The 14,754-nt window shown below is 66.7% G+C and carries 21 protein-coding genes; 7 read left to right on the top strand and 14 right to left on the bottom strand.

The annotated features are described in order from the left end of the window. Positions 1 to 30: 30 nt before the first annotated feature. From M1K48_RS10395 to M1K48_RS10385, 3 genes are all read left to right on the top strand, one after another. A complete protein-coding gene (locus M1K48_RS10395) occupies positions 31 to 669 on the top strand; it encodes a YbhB/YbcL family Raf kinase inhibitor-like protein (protein ID WP_249455021.1) in 639 nt (212 codons plus the stop codon). Between the two features lie 156 nt (positions 670 to 825). Further along, positions 826 to 1,071 carry a hypothetical protein gene (locus tag M1K48_RS10390; protein ID WP_249455019.1) on the top strand — a complete coding sequence of 82 codons (246 nt, stop codon included), beginning with the start codon at positions 826 to 828 and terminating at the stop codon, positions 1,069 to 1,071. Positions 1,072 to 1,265: 194 nt separating this feature from the next. Further along, a complete protein-coding gene (locus M1K48_RS10385) occupies positions 1,266 to 1,673 on the top strand; it encodes a hypothetical protein (RefSeq protein ID WP_249455018.1) in 408 nt (135 codons plus the stop codon). Positions 1,674 to 1,727: 54 nt separating this feature from the next. On the opposite strand, the gene M1K48_RS10380 is transcribed toward M1K48_RS10385, so the two are convergent. The 10 genes from M1K48_RS10380 to M1K48_RS10340 form a co-directional block, all read right to left on the bottom strand. Next, positions 1,728 to 2,012 (bottom strand): DUF427 domain-containing protein, encoded by a 285-nt coding sequence (locus tag M1K48_RS10380; protein WP_249455017.1) that lies wholly within the window; start codon positions 2,010 to 2,012, stop codon positions 1,728 to 1,730. Next, positions 1,969 to 2,091, bottom strand: a complete 123-nt coding sequence (locus M1K48_RS14315; protein WP_257794144.1) for a hypothetical protein — start codon at positions 2,089 to 2,091, stop codon at positions 1,969 to 1,971. Before M1K48_RS14315 ends, M1K48_RS10380 begins: the two co-directional genes overlap by 44 nt. A gap of 10 nt (positions 2,092 to 2,101) precedes the next feature. Next, positions 2,102 to 2,425 (bottom strand): TFIIB-type zinc ribbon-containing protein, encoded by a 324-nt coding sequence (locus tag M1K48_RS10375; protein ID WP_249455016.1) that lies wholly within the window; start codon positions 2,423 to 2,425, stop codon positions 2,102 to 2,104. 78 nt (positions 2,426 to 2,503) lie between these two features. Further along, positions 2,504 to 2,851 (bottom strand): PilZ domain-containing protein, encoded by a 348-nt coding sequence (locus tag M1K48_RS10370; RefSeq protein WP_249455015.1) that lies wholly within the window; start codon positions 2,849 to 2,851, stop codon positions 2,504 to 2,506. 297 nt (positions 2,852 to 3,148) lie between these two features. Beyond that, positions 3,149 to 3,319 carry a hypothetical protein gene (locus tag M1K48_RS10365; protein ID WP_249455013.1) on the bottom strand — a complete coding sequence of 57 codons (171 nt, stop codon included), beginning with the start codon at positions 3,317 to 3,319 and terminating at the stop codon, positions 3,149 to 3,151. Beyond that, the gene (locus tag M1K48_RS10360; protein ID WP_249455011.1) at positions 3,319 to 4,770 is read right to left on the bottom strand and encodes a S41 family peptidase; all 1,452 of its coding nucleotides are present in this window, start codon (positions 4,768 to 4,770) and stop codon (positions 3,319 to 3,321) included. The genes M1K48_RS10365 and M1K48_RS10360 overlap by 1 nt, the downstream gene beginning before the upstream one ends. A gap of 84 nt (positions 4,771 to 4,854) precedes the next feature. Further along, positions 4,855 to 5,385, bottom strand: coding sequence for a peroxiredoxin (locus M1K48_RS10355; RefSeq protein WP_249455010.1), 531 nt, complete (start codon positions 5,383 to 5,385; stop codon positions 4,855 to 4,857). Between the two features lie 37 nt (positions 5,386 to 5,422). Then, complete coding sequence (locus M1K48_RS10350; protein WP_249455009.1) at positions 5,423 to 6,046, bottom strand: 1-acyl-sn-glycerol-3-phosphate acyltransferase; 624 nt, start codon at positions 6,044 to 6,046, stop codon at positions 5,423 to 5,425. 52 nt (positions 6,047 to 6,098) lie between these two features. Continuing rightward, a complete protein-coding gene (locus M1K48_RS10345; RefSeq protein ID WP_249455008.1) occupies positions 6,099 to 6,548 on the bottom strand; it encodes a DUF1810 domain-containing protein in 450 nt (149 codons plus the stop codon). Then, entirely contained in the window at positions 6,521 to 6,667 is a 147-nt protein-coding gene (locus M1K48_RS10340) for a hypothetical protein (RefSeq protein WP_249455007.1), read from the bottom strand. The genes M1K48_RS10345 and M1K48_RS10340 overlap by 28 nt, the downstream gene beginning before the upstream one ends. A 154-nt stretch (positions 6,668 to 6,821) precedes the next feature. Here M1K48_RS10340 and M1K48_RS10335 point away from each other — a divergent pair, with 154 nt between their 5' ends. The 3 genes from M1K48_RS10335 (at position 6,822) to rplT (ending at position 8,224) form a co-directional block, all read left to right on the top strand. Next, positions 6,822 to 7,472 carry an SDR family oxidoreductase gene (locus M1K48_RS10335; protein WP_249455005.1) on the top strand — a complete coding sequence of 217 codons (651 nt, stop codon included), beginning with the start codon at positions 6,822 to 6,824 and terminating at the stop codon, positions 7,470 to 7,472. A gap of 141 nt (positions 7,473 to 7,613) precedes the next feature. Beyond that, positions 7,614 to 7,817 carry a 50S ribosomal protein L35 gene (rpmI, locus tag M1K48_RS10330; RefSeq protein ID WP_249455003.1) on the top strand — a complete coding sequence of 68 codons (204 nt, stop codon included), beginning with the start codon at positions 7,614 to 7,616 and terminating at the stop codon, positions 7,815 to 7,817. Positions 7,818 to 7,831: 14 nt separating this feature from the next. Beyond that, the gene (gene rplT / locus M1K48_RS10325; protein WP_249455002.1) at positions 7,832 to 8,224 is read left to right on the top strand and encodes a 50S ribosomal protein L20; all 393 of its coding nucleotides are present in this window, start codon (positions 7,832 to 7,834) and stop codon (positions 8,222 to 8,224) included. 63 nt (positions 8,225 to 8,287) lie between these two features. On the opposite strand, the gene M1K48_RS10320 is transcribed toward rplT, so the two are convergent. From M1K48_RS10320 to M1K48_RS10305, 4 genes are all read right to left on the bottom strand, one after another. Continuing rightward, a complete protein-coding gene (locus tag M1K48_RS10320) occupies positions 8,288 to 9,193 on the bottom strand; it encodes a DUF5996 family protein (RefSeq protein ID WP_249455000.1) in 906 nt (301 codons plus the stop codon). Continuing rightward, the gene (locus M1K48_RS10315) at positions 9,180 to 11,255 is read right to left on the bottom strand and encodes a malate synthase G (RefSeq protein ID WP_249454999.1); all 2,076 of its coding nucleotides are present in this window, start codon (positions 11,253 to 11,255) and stop codon (positions 9,180 to 9,182) included. The genes M1K48_RS10320 and M1K48_RS10315 overlap by 14 nt, the downstream gene beginning before the upstream one ends. A gap of 85 nt (positions 11,256 to 11,340) precedes the next feature. Next, positions 11,341 to 12,936: an isocitrate lyase gene (locus M1K48_RS10310; RefSeq protein ID WP_249454998.1), complete on the bottom strand. Its 1,596-nt coding sequence runs from the start codon at positions 12,934 to 12,936 to the stop codon at positions 11,341 to 11,343. A gap of 82 nt (positions 12,937 to 13,018) precedes the next feature. Continuing rightward, entirely contained in the window at positions 13,019 to 13,222 is a 204-nt protein-coding gene (locus tag M1K48_RS10305) for a DUF4170 domain-containing protein (RefSeq protein WP_249454997.1), read from the bottom strand. Between the two features lie 124 nt (positions 13,223 to 13,346). Here M1K48_RS10305 and M1K48_RS10300 point away from each other — a divergent pair, with 124 nt between their 5' ends. Continuing rightward, positions 13,347 to 14,750 (top strand): helix-turn-helix domain-containing protein, encoded by a 1,404-nt coding sequence (locus tag M1K48_RS10300; protein ID WP_249454996.1) that lies wholly within the window; start codon positions 13,347 to 13,349, stop codon positions 14,748 to 14,750. The last annotated feature ends 4 nt before the right edge of the window (positions 14,751 to 14,754 follow it).

Genomic DNA, 14,754 nt, shown 5'->3' with positions numbered 1-14,754 from the left:
CCACTCCCGCCTCCGCGCGTTCCCCACCTCATGCTCGAAAACATCCCCCACTGGCTCGGCGCCGCGCTCTCCGGGGTTCGCGCCGGTCATGACAAGCTGACCCTGTCGCGGCTCGACCTTGCCGGTGCCGCTTCGCTCGAACTCTCCAGCCCGGCCTTCGCCTCCGGCGGACGCCTCCCGCCGCGCTTCACCGCTGATGGCGAGGGGGTGTCGCCGCCGCTGGTCTGGCGCGGGGTTCCGGAGGGGACCGACTGCCTCGCCCTGATCGTCGAAGATGCCGACGCCCCGGCGCCGCGGCCGCTGGTCCATGCCATAGTCGTCGCGATCGACCCCGCGCTCGACGGCCTGCCCGAAGGGGCGATCGCGCCCGATGGCGATGGCGCGGGCGGCAAGGACGTGGGGATGAACTCCTATTTCGCGCAGGGCTGGCTCCCGCCCGATCCGCCGACCGGGCACGGCGCCCACGATTATGTCTTCCAGCTCCTCGCGCTGCGCCGCGCTGAGGGGTCGGAGGGCGATCCCGCGGACGAGGCCAGCCCCGGCCGGGGCGAGTTCGTCGACCTGGTGAGGGACCGCATCCTCGCCGCTGGCGTACTAGTCGGCACCTATTCGCGGGGCGAGGAAGTGCCGGTCGGCCCGGTCGGCGGCGCCAACCCCCTTCCCGCCTGACCCGGCCGGGGCAGCGCAGCGCCTAGTCGATCATCTTGGCGGCCAAGCGCGAAGTCGGGTCCGGAACGACGGCGGGGCCATGCCCGCGGTGGAAGCCACCGCCGCTCCGGCTGCCCACCCCTTTCCTAATAGGATTTCGCCTGCTCAATACTGGTCGTGCGCGATTCGCCTTCTCCTCCCGCCCACCCCTGCTGGACCCCCGAGCGGCAGCTGGTCTTCCTCCACTGGCTCGAGCGCACCCGCTCGGCGAGCGAGGCGGCGGGCAAGGCGGGATTGAGCCGGGAAAGCGCCTATCGCCTCCGCGCGCGCGATCCGGGCGGACTGTTCGCCCTGATGTGGCGCGACATCATGGCTCGCCCGTTCCGGATCCACTGGGATCACAGGGTGAGACCTTGGCGGTGACCTTCGGGCGGGGCCTTTCCCCTCGCGCGGCGGCGGTGGTCTGGGTCACAACGTCACCTTCCCTACCCTGTGACCTTTGTGAACCGGCGACAAGCGCCAGGCCCGCCCGCGAAACTGACCCTCGCACAACGGACGGTTCAGGCTGGGGCCGGATGCACGGAACTAGGATCCCCCATCAAGTGAGGAGAATTCCGATGAACAAGCGCATGATCCTGGCCGCCGCGACCCTTGCCACCGGGCTTGCCGCCGCCTCCCCCGCCGCCGCCCAGCAGTGGCGCTGGAACGAGGGCAATTGGCGCACCATCGGCACCACCCGCGTCGACGGCCGCGACAATGACGTCGTTCAGCTGCCCGGCGTCACCCGCCAGCGCGAGATCCGGGTCTGCGCCCTCAACGCCCCGCTGCGCCTGCGTGATTTCGACATCCGCTTTGCCAACGGCGGCCGCCAGGACGTCAGGACCCGCGCGGTGCTCGATGCCGGCACCTGTACCCGCGCCGTCGACCTCCGCGGCAACCGCCGCGACGTGACCGCGGTCCGCCTCCGCTATGAGCCGGTGGCCCCCCGCGCCAATCGTCCGCTGGTGCGAATCCAGATTCGCTAAATAGTTTGGGGCCCCTGTCGCTTAGGCGGCGGGGGCTCCGCTCCGCCCGTCCGGTCAGTTTTTGACCGTGACGCCCTTCCAGAAGGCCACCCGCCCCCTGATCTCCTTCGCCGCGTCTTTGGGCTCGGGATAATACCAGGCAGCGTCGCGGTTCTCGGCGCCGTTCGCCCGCACCGAGTAATAGGACGCCGTGCCCTTCCACGGGCAGACGCTGGTCGTCGCGCTGTCCTCCAGCACTCCGGGCGTCACCGCGTCGAGCGGGAAATAGGCATTGCCCTCGACCGTGACGATGTCGTCACTGCGGGCGATCAACGTGTCGTTCCACCAGGCTTCGGTCATGTCTCTTCTCCTGCTCCAGCGCCGCGGCATCGGCGAAGTGGAGGATCGGCAGTCCGCCGCGCTCCTGTTCCTCGCTCATCGCGGGCGTGTCAGTCGAAGATCTCTTCGAGAAAGCTCTTTTTCCGCTTGTACGGCTTGTGCCCGAAGCGCGGATCATGGCCGTGCCCATACTGCGGCGGATAGCCGGGCTGCGTCCACGGACCGCCCCGGGGCGGCGGCGGTGCCTGCGGCGGGGGCGGAGCCTGCGGCGGGACCGGCGCGGCCGGGGGCGCCTCGGCCTCGACCGACCTGGCGATGATCTTGTCGAGTTCCCCGCGATCCAGCCACACGCCGCGGCACTCGGGACAATAATCGATCTCGATCCCGGACCGTTCGCTCATCTGGAGCGTGGCGCCGTCTACCGGACATTTCATTTTGGTCTCTCCTCGTCGGGTCCCGACAAGGTAGGGCGGCGCCGACCCCGCACAAGGCGAGGGCGCCATTCAAGACCGCTATCCGCGCATCCGGGCGCCCAGCGCGTCGGACCGCCGGGCAAGATCCGCCACATCGCGCGGGTCGAGCTGGGCGGCGAAGGCGAGACCTGCCAGCCTCGCCTCGCGCCAGCGCACCGCCGCCTGTGCGCCCGCACCGCCCCAGTTGAGCGTCACGGTCGCGCCCGCGACCACCAGCGCGGTGCCGCAATCGACCTTGGCCCCGCCCGCCGACAGGTCGACGATCTGCACCGGGTAGCGCCGCCCGCCGATCACCAGGAATGCCGGCAGGGCGACCGCGACTCGCGGATGCTGCCGCTGGTCGACGAAGGCGTCCGGCACTGCGGCGGCGCGGTTGGCGGGGGTCATCGCTGGTCCATCGCCATCGTCTTACCGGCGACCTGCTTCCAACAGGTAAAGGAACGGCGCCTCCGCTCCGCTTCGGACCGATCGGCCGGGAACCGCGAGCAGCGATGCGCTGCGCCCTAATCGTCGTCGCGCTTGGGACTGCCCTTGGTCGACGGATTGGCGGCGATGGTCTTTTCCTTCTTCGCCTTGGGTTTGCGGGCTTCCTTGCTCGACTTCATCTGGCCCTTGGCCATGGCGACTGCTCCTGTGCTGCAACGGGGTGAAAACCAACGCCCATCATTGGCACGGGGTTGCCGTTCAAAACAGGCCGGGATTGAAGCGCTGCGCGTCCGAGGGCTTGTCGGGCCGGACCGGTTGCAGCGGCCTGGCCGGCTCGGCACGGGGCGGCTGCTCGGGATTCGGCGGCGCCTCGGGCGGGACGGCCGGCCCCGCCATCATCGCCACCGACGCGAGGAGCAGGCCTCGCATCAGAACAGGCCCGGGACTTCGCGCTGGGCCGACGTCGGGGTCGGCGACTGCAGTAGGGCGCGGCTCCCGCCGATCGACTGCGCCGAGATGCTGCCGCCAATCGCCGTACACGGGCGCCCGGCAAGGAAGTCGAGCGCAGTCCTGACGCTCGTCTCGGTCGGATCGCCAAGCTGCTTGGTCAGGTCGTCGGTCGCCCGGCAGGTCCGCTGGAAGCTGCTGGCCAGGCCGTTGAAGTAATCGCCATTATTGTCGCGATTCACGGTCTGGAAGGCTATGACCCGAAGTCGGTCGTCGCATTCCGCCCGGTCGCGCGCGATCTGCCCGACCGGCTTGCCATAGGTATTGGCGCCGATCAGCCCGACATTGGCCCCGTAATAAGGGATCAGCGCATTCATCACCAGTTCGCTGGCCGAAGCGGTCGCCGGGCCACCGATGAAGGCGATCTTGGTTGGCGCGATCGACTGCGGCTGCGGCGCGAAAAAGGTGGTGCGGTTGTTGGACGACAGCCGGGCATTGAACACCGTCTTGCTCTGGATGTCGCTGCTGGTGCGGTTGGCACCGAGCAGGTTGGTCAGCGTCTCTGCCAGCGACACCAGGCCGCCGCCATTGTAGCGCAGATCGATGATCACCTCCGTGACGCCCTGTGCCTTGAAGTCGGCGAAGACGGTTCGCAGTTGCTGGTCGGCGTTGGCGACGATGAAGGTACGCAGGTTGACGTAACCGACCTTCTTGCCGCCGTCGGTCAGGATCCGGCTGCCGTAGCGATCCGACACGGGGTCGAGCGCATAATCGGCCTTGGTCGCAGTGATGACGCTTTCGACGCCGCTCACGCTGCGGATACGGAAGGTGCGGGTGACGCCCGGATCGCTCGGCCCCAGTGCCGCGCTGAGGCCGTCGGACGCGATCAGCGACGCGACGCTCTGCAGATTGGCTTCGCTGGTGCCGATCGCGAGGATCTCGACCCCGCGGTCGAGACCCGCCGCGAGGCCCGGAGCACCTTCGAAGGCCTCGCTGACGAACAGCCGGCTGCCCTCGGTGTAAAGCCGAATGCCCAGCCCGGCCGAGGAGCCGCTGTTGGTCAGCGCATTCTCTTCCGCGATCGAGGTGAGGTAGGAGAAGTTGAGCTTGTCCTTGCCGGCCGCGCGGGCCGGAGCAGTCAAGTCGTTGATGAACTTCTGGATGTCGGTGTAGCCGGCCGGACTGATGTTCGCGAGCAAGTCCGGAAAAAGGTAATCCTCCCGCAGCCGCGCCGCGACCCAGTCCAGACGCGAACTCAGCGAACAGGCAGTGCTGGTCGGCGGCGTCGTCGCCGGGGGAGTCACGGTGACCGGGGGCGAGGTCGGCGCCAAGTCGGGCCCGGAACCGCCGCCGCCGCCGCCGCCGCAACTGCTCAGCAGCACCGAGATGGAGAGCAAAGAAGTGACTTGGCGAAGACGAGAAAGATTACCCATTTCAGCAACTTGCCTCAATTGCCCGGTCCTGTCGAGAGACTAGCCAAGCCAAGCTTTCCGGATGCTTACCGGCGCCCCTGGGCCTTACTTCTTCTTGAGGGCCTGCACCGCCGCGAGGGTCTGCGCGACATGCTCCTTCCAGCTCATCTCGGAGTGGACAAAGGTCACTCGGCCGTCCTGTGCGATGACGTAAGACGTGCGGTTGCTGATCGGCGCCACCGGCAACTTCACGTCATAGGCCTTGATCAGGTCGGGATTGGCGGTGGCGACCGGGAATTGGCCACGGCACGCCTCCACGCTAAATTTCTTGAGCGTGTCGAGATTGTCGGCGCTGAGCCCGACCACCCGCGCGCCGGCCTTGCGGAAGGCGGGAATGGCGTCGCTGAACGCCTTGGCTTCCAACGTGCAGCCCTCGGTGAAGGCCTTGGGATAGAAATACAGCACCAGCGGGCCGTTCTTCAGCTGCTCCTTGAGGTTCAGCCGGAACGGCTTGCCGTTCAGCGACCCCATGGTGGTGAAGTCCGGCGCCTTGGCCCCGACCGGCAGTGCGGCGCTGGCCGGGGTGGCGGCGACGGCGAGCAGTGCGGCGGTGGCGGCGGCGAGGAAATGGTGCATCGGGTGGCTCCTTGGCGGCAGGACGATTTCCCGCAGCCTAGGCCGCGCCCCTGCCCCCGTCCATGCCGCGGCCATCCGGGAAAAGGACCTGGTCGGGGTGACGCGGGACCAGCGTCCGGAAGAACTCCCAGGCCGGCTTGAGGTCGGCTTTCGGGTCGCCGGTCGGGATGATCGGCTGACCGAAGATCGCGACCTTGCGATCATAGTCGGGGCCGCCCGGCACGATCGGCACCCCGGCCGCCAGCGCGATGCGATAAAAGCCCATCCGCCAGTCGGTGGTCGCCTCGCGGGTCCCTTCGGGCGCGATCACCAGCAGCATCCGGTCCGCGTCCTTCAGCCGCTGCGAAACCTGGGCGACCAGGTCATTGCGGACCGAGCGTTCGACCGGGATCCCGCCTAGCCCTCTCATGAAGCGCGCCATCGGGCCCCACCTGAACAGGCTGGCCTTGCCGATGTAGGAGGCGCTGACCCCCATCGTTTCCATTGCGCCGATGAACACCAGGAAGTCCCAGTTGCTGGTGTGTGGTCCGCCCATCACCACCGCCTTGGGTGGAAGCGGAAGCGCCCCTTCGCAGGTCCAGCCGCCGCCATCGAACCAGCGGACGAAGCTCCGCTTCACCCAGGCGGCAAGCGGTGACAGTTGAGGTTGCGAGTTCGACACGGACCCGTACCAACAAGGATACGGCCGCTATGGCAAGGACAACCGCCGCCGGTCAGGCCCTTCGCCGTGGGTTGAGCCGGGCGAGCGTTCGTCGGTCACGCTCACTGCCGTAGAAGGCGTCGATCGCACTGGTAAACAGTGGCCCGCCACCGGCCGCCTCGAACAGGGTCAAGCTGCTGTGAAGCTTGATAGCGTCGATCACTCCCATCACGTCGGCGGAGCTGCGGCTGCCGGCATGGGCCAACAGCGCCGACACGCATTCGCGCAGCCGCTCGCCCAGGATCGGATCGGACAGATAGGCACGCGCTTCGTCCAGCCCTTCCAGGCCATAGCGATCGGCCATCATGCTGGTGCCGAGCCCGCGCAGCTGGGGCAGGACGAACCACATCCAGTGGGTCCGCTTGGCACCGGCGCGAAGCTCGGCAAGGGCGAGGTCGTAGACGCCGCCCTGGGCGGCGACGAACCGTGCGAGGCTCAGCCGGTAAGGGCTGGAACGATCCACATGGCCGACATCGCCACGATGATCAGAAGGAGCGAGATTACCAGTATCCAACGCACTACCCCTTCCTGGCGTGCTCCGGTCACCTGCTCGGCGCTGTAGTGACGCTCGTCCGCACTCATGTCGGCCTCCCTTCGTAAATGACGAAGAAGCAGACACTTTACTCCAAACCCCCAAAGGCAGCCAGCGGACCCCACACGGTACAAAGGACAGGCGTTTTGCAGGGCTCGTGCGTTACTGCGGCCATAACACACCGTCCGAAAGCGAGCCTGCCCCATGCCTACCCTGTTCGTCACCGGCGCCAATCGCGGCCTCGGCCTGGAATTCGTCCGTCAGTATCGCGAGGCCGGGTGGGACGTTATCGCCACCGTGCGTGAATCCTCGCCCGAGCTCGAGTCGCTCGGGGCCGAGATTCGGACCATTGACCTCGCCGATGCGGCCGCGGTCAGCGCGGTCCGGGCGGGGCGCCAAGTCGACCTGCTGATCGCAAATGCCGGCACCTATGGGCCGCGGGATGCCGCCGACGAGTTGGCCGCGGGCGAGTGGCTCGATACCTTCGCGGTCAACACCGTCGCGCCCTACCTTCTGGCTCAAGCCTTGCTGCCCGAGGTCAGGGCCGCGGGCGGCAAGCTGATCGTGATCAGCACCCGCATGGGTTCGCTCGCCGACAACAGTTCGGGCGGTTATCTGGCCTACCGGTCGAGCAAGACGGCGCTCAACATGGCGTGGAAGACGCTGGCGCTGGCCAACCCCGATCTCGTCTGCGTGCCGCTGCACCCGGGTTGGGTGCAAACCCGGATGGGTGGGCAGAGCGCGCCCGTCACGCCAGAACAGAGCATCGCGGGCATGCGCCGAGTGATCGACGGGCTGACCCGGAAGGACTCTGGCGACTTCTTCGATTTCGAGGGCACGTCCGTCCCCTGGTGAGCCCGGGACTTGCCAATATGCCCCTCCACCGCTAGGGGGTCGCGCTTTCCAGATCGTTGGAAAAACCACCGGGCCGGCCAGTGAGGGCTGCCGTGTCAGGTGAGAAACGTCGCTCGCTTGCGGGCTACACAGGAGACGAAAATGCCCAAGCTCAAGACCAAGAGCGGCGTGAAGAAGCGCTTCAAGCTCACCGCCACCGGCAAGATCAAGCATGGCGTGGCCGGCAAGCGCCATCGCCTGATGAGCCACAATGCCAAGTACATCCGCCAGAACCGTGGCACCGAAGTTCTCGCCGTCGCTGATACGATGCGCGTGAAGCTTTGGGCCCCCTACGGTCTTTCCTAAGGAGTATTTGAGCAATGGCACGCGTCAAAAGGGGTGTAACCACCCGCGCCAAGCACAAGCGCATCCTTGAGCAGGCGAAGGGCTATTATGGCCGTCGCAAGAACACCATCCGCATTGCCCGCCAGGCAGTCGAGAAGGCCGGCCAGTACGCCTATCGCGACCGCAAGGTGAAGAAGCGGAGCTTCCGCGCCCTGTGGATCCAGCGCATCAACGCCGCTGTCCGCGCCGAGAACCTGACCTATGGCCAGTTCATGCACGCGCTGAAGCTCACCGGTATCGACCTCGACCGCAAGGTCCTGGCCGACATGGCGATGCACGAAGGGGCCGCGTTCAGCGTCCTCATCGCGCAGGCCAAGAAGGCGCTGCCGAACGACGGCGACCGCTCGGTCCAAGCCGACGCCGCCTAAGCGTTTCGCGCTTCGGTAACGATTTGGGGCGCTCCGGTCTGACCGGGGCGCCCTTTTCGTTGGTCAGGGCGCGGCGACGGTGCGGTCGAGTGCGCGGCGGTCCCACGAGGCGAGGTCGGCCGCGACACCGTATGTTTCCTGCAGGAAGGCCAGCAGGGTCGCGGCGGGATCGGCGGCGCCGCGGACTTCGGAATAGGGCAGCACGAACTCGCCGAGCGCCGCATCGAAGCGGCCGTGAGTGACCGAAGCCTCGGCAAAGCCCTCGGGCGAAGGATAGGCATAGCTATAGAAGATCGGGTCGGCCCCGAACGCGCCGCCGGGCCAGAAGCCCGCGCTCGACACTTCGTGGCTATAGGCTTCGCGGGTGATCCGGTCGGGCAGGCCGGGCACGCCGCCGGGGTGGTCGGGCGCCGGCCGGCCGGAAAAGCGGGTCACGGCTAGGTCGAAGCTGCCCCACCAGAAATGCACCGGGCTGACCTTGCCCGCGAAACCGGCACGGAAGGTCTCGAACACGGGCACGACGACGCGCAGCGCCTCGCGCAGCCGCACCGCGCTCTCCTCGCGATAGTCGCTGTGCCGGTCATCCTCGGCAAAGAGGATGGCATCCGGAAGCTCGTTGGGGCGTCCATGAAAGCTGCTCGGCAGGCCATGGCGGTCGAGCATGGCTATCAGTTCGGCGTGAAGCCTGGCGATGTTTGGCTGCGCGAGCGGCACGGAATCGCTGCGACCGTCGCTGACCTGCAGGTGGACGCGATGATCGCACAGGTCGAGCGAGAGCGAGAAGCGACCGCCGTCTGCCGCAATCGGCGGCATCGCCAGCCCGTTGGCGCTCGGCTGCAGCGCGACATGCCAGCCGTGATTGACCCAGTCGGCGTGGGCGATCCGCAGCTTGCCGAGCATCTGGCTGGCCAGGTGCAGCACGGTCCACGTTCCCGCATCGCGGGCGGGGTCGAGTTCAGGCCACTCCATCGCGTTCCTTCACCTGGGCACGATAGGCGTGAAGCAGGGTCTCCGTATAGCCATTGGGTTGCTCCAGCCCTTCGAACACCAGCGCCCGCGCAGCCTGGAAGGCGAGGCTCGCCCGCGGGTCGGGCGCCATCGGCCGGTACAGCGGATCGCCTGCATTCTGCGCGTCGACCTTGGCCGCCATCCGCTTCAGCGACTCGTCGACCTGGTCGGCGGTGCAGACGCCGTGCAGCAGCCAGTTGGCGAGGTGCTGCGAGCTGATCCGCAACGTCGCGCGATCCTCCATCAGTCCGACGTCGTGGATGTCGGGCACCTTCGAGCAGCCGACACCCTGATCGACCCACCGCACGACATAGCCGAGAATGCCCTGGCAATTATTGTCCAGCTCCTGCGCGATCTCTTCCTCGGACCAGTTGGTCCCCGGTGCGAGTGGAATGGTCATCAGGTCGCCCAGCGGCGGCACCGGCGCTTGCGCCAGTTCTCTTTGCCGCTCGAACACGTCGACCTGGTGGTAGTGCATGGCGTGGAGCGTCGCCGCGGTCGGGCTAGGGACCCAGGCGGTGTTGGCGCCGGACCGCGGATGGCCGACCTTCTGCTCGATCATGTCGGCCATCCGGTCGGGCGCGGCCCACATGCCCTTGCCGATCTGCGCCCGCCCGCCGAGCCCGCAGGCCAGCCCGATCGCGACGTTTCGCGCCTCATAGGCCTTGATCCAGTCGCTCTCCTTCATCCCCGCCTTGCGGATCATCGGTCCGGCCTGCATCGAGGTGTGCAGCTCGTCCCCGGTGCGGTCGAGGAAGCCGGTGTTGATGAACATGATCCGGTCGCGCACGGCGTGGATCGTAGCGGCAAGGTTGGCGCTGGTCCGCCGCTCCTCGTCCATGACCCCGACCTTGATCGTGTGCCGCTCCAGCCCGAGCAGATCCTCGACCGCATTGAACAGGTCGTTGGTGAAGACCGCTTCTTCCGGCCCGTGCATCTTTGGTTTGACGATATAGATCGAGCCCGCACGGCTGTTGCGATGCCGGCCCAGCCCGCGAACGTCATAAAGGCCGATCAGACTTGTAACGATCGCATCGAGAATGCCTTCGGGCGCCTCGCCGCCGTCCTCCAGTCGCACCGCCGGATTAGTCATCAGGTGCCCGACGTTGCGGACCAGCAGCAGGCTGCGGCCAGACAAGGTTGCGTTGCCGACCTGGCGGTCCGGGTTCATCGTCCGCTCGACGGTGCGGCCGCCCTTGTCGAAACTGGCCGACAAGTCGCCGCGCATCAGGCCGAGCCAGTTGCGATAGGCGGCGACCTTGTCCGCGGCATCCACCGCCGCGACGCTGTCCTCTAGGTCGCAGATGGTGCTGAGGGCGCTTTCGAGCACGACATCGGCAATGTGCAGCGGATCGTCGCGGCCGATGGGGTTGGAGGGATCGATCAACACTTCAATGTGCAGGCCGTGATGCCGGAACAACACTGCGTTGTCGTCTCGGGCGACAAAGGCCGGATGCTCGCCGCTGGCAATAGCGTCAGCCCAGCCCGGAATGGCTTGGTCGAGAAAGCGGCGCGCCGCGGCGACCACCTCGGCTCCGCGCACCTTGTCATAGGGACCTGAGGGCGGCGCGCTGCCCATCGCGTCGGTCCCGTACAGCGCGTCATACAGGCTGCCCCAGCGCGCATTGGCGGCGTTGAGGAGGAAGCGGGCGTTGAGGATCGGCACCACCAGCTGCGGCCCGGCGAGCGTCGCGATCTCGGGATCGAGGTTCCGTGTGCCAATGGTGAAGGGCGCGGGCTCCTCGACCAGATAGCCGATCTCGCGCAGGAAGCGCTGATACTCCTCGCCGTCGATCGGCTTGCCGCGACGCTGACGGTGCCAGTCGTCGATCTGTGCTTGAAGCGTGTCGCGCTTGGCCAGCAGCGCTGCGTTACGCGGGGCGAGGTCGCGGAACAGCTGATCGACGCCGTCCCAGAAGGCCGCGCGGTCCATATCCAGACCCGGAAGCACCTCCTCGTCGATGAAGCGGGCGAGCACGGGATCGACCCCGATGCTGGTGGCGGTGACGGCTGGGGCATTCATGGACGCAGGGCTTCCTTCTCGAACAAGGAACGGCGGCCCGGGATTAACCCGGACCGCCGCGCTGGGGAACCGTAAGCTCAGCCGCTCAAGCGGCGAACTGGTTCATCGTATTGTTGGCGCCACCGGCCTTGAGGGCGGCTTCTCCGGCAAAATACTCCTTGTGGTCGTCGCCGATGTCGGAGCCCGACATGTTCTGGTGCTTCACGCAGGCGATCCCCTGGCGGATCTCCTCGCGCTGCACGTTCTTGACGTAGCCGAGCATGCCGGCCTCGCCGAAATATTCGCGGGCCAGATTGTCGGTCGACAGCGCCGCGGTGTGATAGGTCGGTAGCGTGATAAGGTGGTGGAAGATCCCCGCCCGTGCCGCCGCATCGCGCTGGAAGGTGCGGATCCGCTCGTCGGCCTCCTGGCCAAGCTCGGTCGCATCATAATCGGCGCTCATCAGCTTGGGTCGGTCGTAGGCCGACACGTCGCGACCTTCGGCGGCCCAGGCGTCATACACCTGCTGGCGGAAGTTCAGCGTCCAGTTGAACGATGGCGAGTTGTTGTAGGCGAGCTTTGCGTTCGGGATGACCTCGCGGATGCGGTCGACCATGCCAGCGATCTGCTCGATGTGCGGCTTCTCGGTCTCGATCCAGATCAGGTCCGCGCCGTTCTGCAGCGAGGTGATGCAGTCGAGGACGCAGCGCTCCTCGCCGGTGCCGGGACGGAACTGGAACAGCCCCGACGCCAGCCGCTTGGGCCGCATCAGCTTGCCGTTGCGATTGATCAGCACGTCGCCATTCAGCTGCGTGGTGTCCTCGATCTCCTCGCAGTCGAGGAAGGCGTTATACTGGTCGCCGATATCACCCGGCTGCTGGCTGACCGCGAACTGCTTGGTCAGACCGGCGCCGAGCGAGTCGGTGCGGGCGACGATGATCCCGTTGTCGACCCCCAGCTCGAGGAAAGCGTAGCGAACCGCCCGGAGCTTGGCGATGAAGTCCTCGTGCGGCACCGTGACCTTGCCGTCCTGATGGCCGCACTGCTTCTCGTCCGAGACCTGGTTCTCGATCTGGATCGCGCAGGCGCCCGCCTCGATCATCTTCTTGGCCAGCAGGTATGTCGCCTCGGCATTGCCGAAGCCGGCGTCGATGTCGGCGACGATCGGCACCACATGGGTTTCGTGATTGTCGATGGCTTTGAGCAGGCGTTGCTCCTCAACCTCGTTGCCGGCCTCGCGCGCCTTGTCGAGGTCGCGGAACAGCAGGCTGAGCTCGCGCGAATCGGCCTGGCGGAGGAAGGTGTAGATTTCTTCGATCAGCGCCGGGACCGAGGTCTTCTCGTGCATCGACTGATCGGGCAGCGGCCCGAACTGCGAGCGCAACGCGGCGATCATCCAGCCCGACAGATAGAGATAGCGGCCCTTGGTGGTGCCGAAATGCTTCTTCACCGCGATCATCTTCTGCTGCGCGATGAAGCCGTGCCAGCAGCCGAGCGACTGGGTGTAGGCCGAAGGATCGGCATCGTAGGCCGCCATGTCGCGGCGCATGATGTCGGCGGTGTAGCGCGCGATATCCAGGCCGCAGGCGAAGCGGTTCTGGAGCCGCATCCGCGCCACCGCTTCGGCGTCGATCCCGCTCCACGGTTCGCCATTGCCGCCTATGACCTGCGCGGCGGTGTTGATTTCGGACTGGTACGACAAGCACTTACCCCTTATGTCGCCGCCTGCAGAGCGGCACTTTGTCAAAGATTGTCAGGTACGCACGTAAGACGCACCGAATTTGTCAGGCGCGCACGAGATGCGGCTCGATCGCAATGGTGTAGCGCTCGGTCGCCGCGCACTTGTCGCGGAACGTCAGTCGCTGCCATTCCATCCGCGCCTTCAGTTCGTCGCCGAAAGGTCCGCTCACCCGCTCGGTGCCGGGCTCGATTTCACGGAAGGCACAGTCGCGATACTCGCCGCCGATGACCCAGAAACGCTGACCCATGTTGGCCTCCTTGTTGAATGTGTCGACACAGGAAACATCGGAAACGGCGTTCGGTGGCGTCGAGAAAGGCCCAAGTGTCATGACGTGACTTGTAGATTTGTAGATTTATTGACAATGTGCATGGATGGCGAAAAAGCTTTTCCTTGGCGCGCGGCTCAAGCGCTTGCGTCGCGACCGCGGCCTGCAGCAAACCGCTATGGCCAGCCGCCTCGGCATTTCTCCCAGCTATCTCAATCACCTGGAGCGCAACCAACGCCCGGTGACCGCCTCGGTCTTGCTCCGCCTCGCCGAGGGGTTCGAAGTCGATATCCGCAGTTTCGCAAGCGAAGGCGGCGAGCAGGGATCGGCCGAACAATTGGCCGAGGTGTTCGCCGACCCGATGTTCGCCGACCTCCAGATCGGCCGGCAGGAGATCGTCGAACTGAGCGACAACAGCCCCGGAATCGCCGAAGGGGTGAGTCGCCTTTACACCGCGCTGCGCGAACGGCGGATCAATCCGGCGGGTATGGGGACGGAGGGCGACGAGCGCGCCCTGTTCACGCCCGAGACCTGGGTCCGCGACTACATCCAGTCGCGCTCCAACCACTTCCCCGAGCTTGAGGAGGGCGCCGAGACACTCGGCGGCGCGCTGGGTGACCCGCTGTCGGTCGCCGAACCGCTGCGCCGCCGCCTCAAGGAAGCCTATGGGGTGACGGTGACCGTGGTCGGCCCGGAGGAGCTGCAGGGCGCCAGCCAGGTCTACGACCCCGACCGGCGGATGCTGATGCTGTCCTCGCTGCTGCGGCCCGAGAACAAGACTTTCGGTATCGCCTACCAGCTCTCGCTGCTCGAGTTTCAGCAGATCATCGTCAGGTTGCTGGAAGTCGCCCGGCCGCCGGATGCCGGGACGCGGCATCTCCTGCACATGAGCTTCGCCAATTATGCGGCGGGCGCGATCATGATGCCCTACGGCATCTTCCTTGAGGCTGCCGAGCGCTATCGTTATTCGATCGATCGGCTATCCGCCGAGTTCGGCGCCAATGTCGAGCAGGTGTCGCACCGCTTCACCACGCTCGGCCGCCCCGGCGCGCGCGGCATCCCCTTCTTCATGCTGCGGATCGACCCGGCCGGTAACGTGTCCAAGCGTTATGCCGGAGAGCGCTTCCCCTTTTCGCGCTTCGGAGGGACCTGCCCGCGCTGGAACCTCCATGTCGCGTTCCAGTCGGCGGGCCAGGCGGTCACCCAGCTGATCGAGACCCCCGATGGTCATCGCTATTTCACCGTCGCGCGCACCATCGAGCGCCCGATCCGCAGCGCCTTGTCGGGCGGATTGCTGGCGATCGGTCTCGGGGTCAGTATCGAACATGCCCACAAGCTGCACTGCGCCGAGGGCATCGACCTCGAGCGTGCCCCGGTGACGCCGGTCGGCCCGGCCTGCTCGATCTGCCCGCGCCTAGACTGCGCCTTCCGCGCGACCCCGCCGGCGGGCGCCCAGTTGGCGGTGCACGAGAATCGCAAGACGATCTCGCCCTATCCCTTCGTCGCCTGACCTT

It is taken from the genome of Sphingomonas glaciei (assembly GCF_023380025.1).
GTDB lineage: Bacteria > Pseudomonadota > Alphaproteobacteria > Sphingomonadales > Sphingomonadaceae > Sphingomicrobium > Sphingomicrobium glaciei.
The sequence above is the reverse complement of the archived record's forward strand: the minus strand, read 5'-3'. Positions and strand labels throughout refer to the sequence as shown.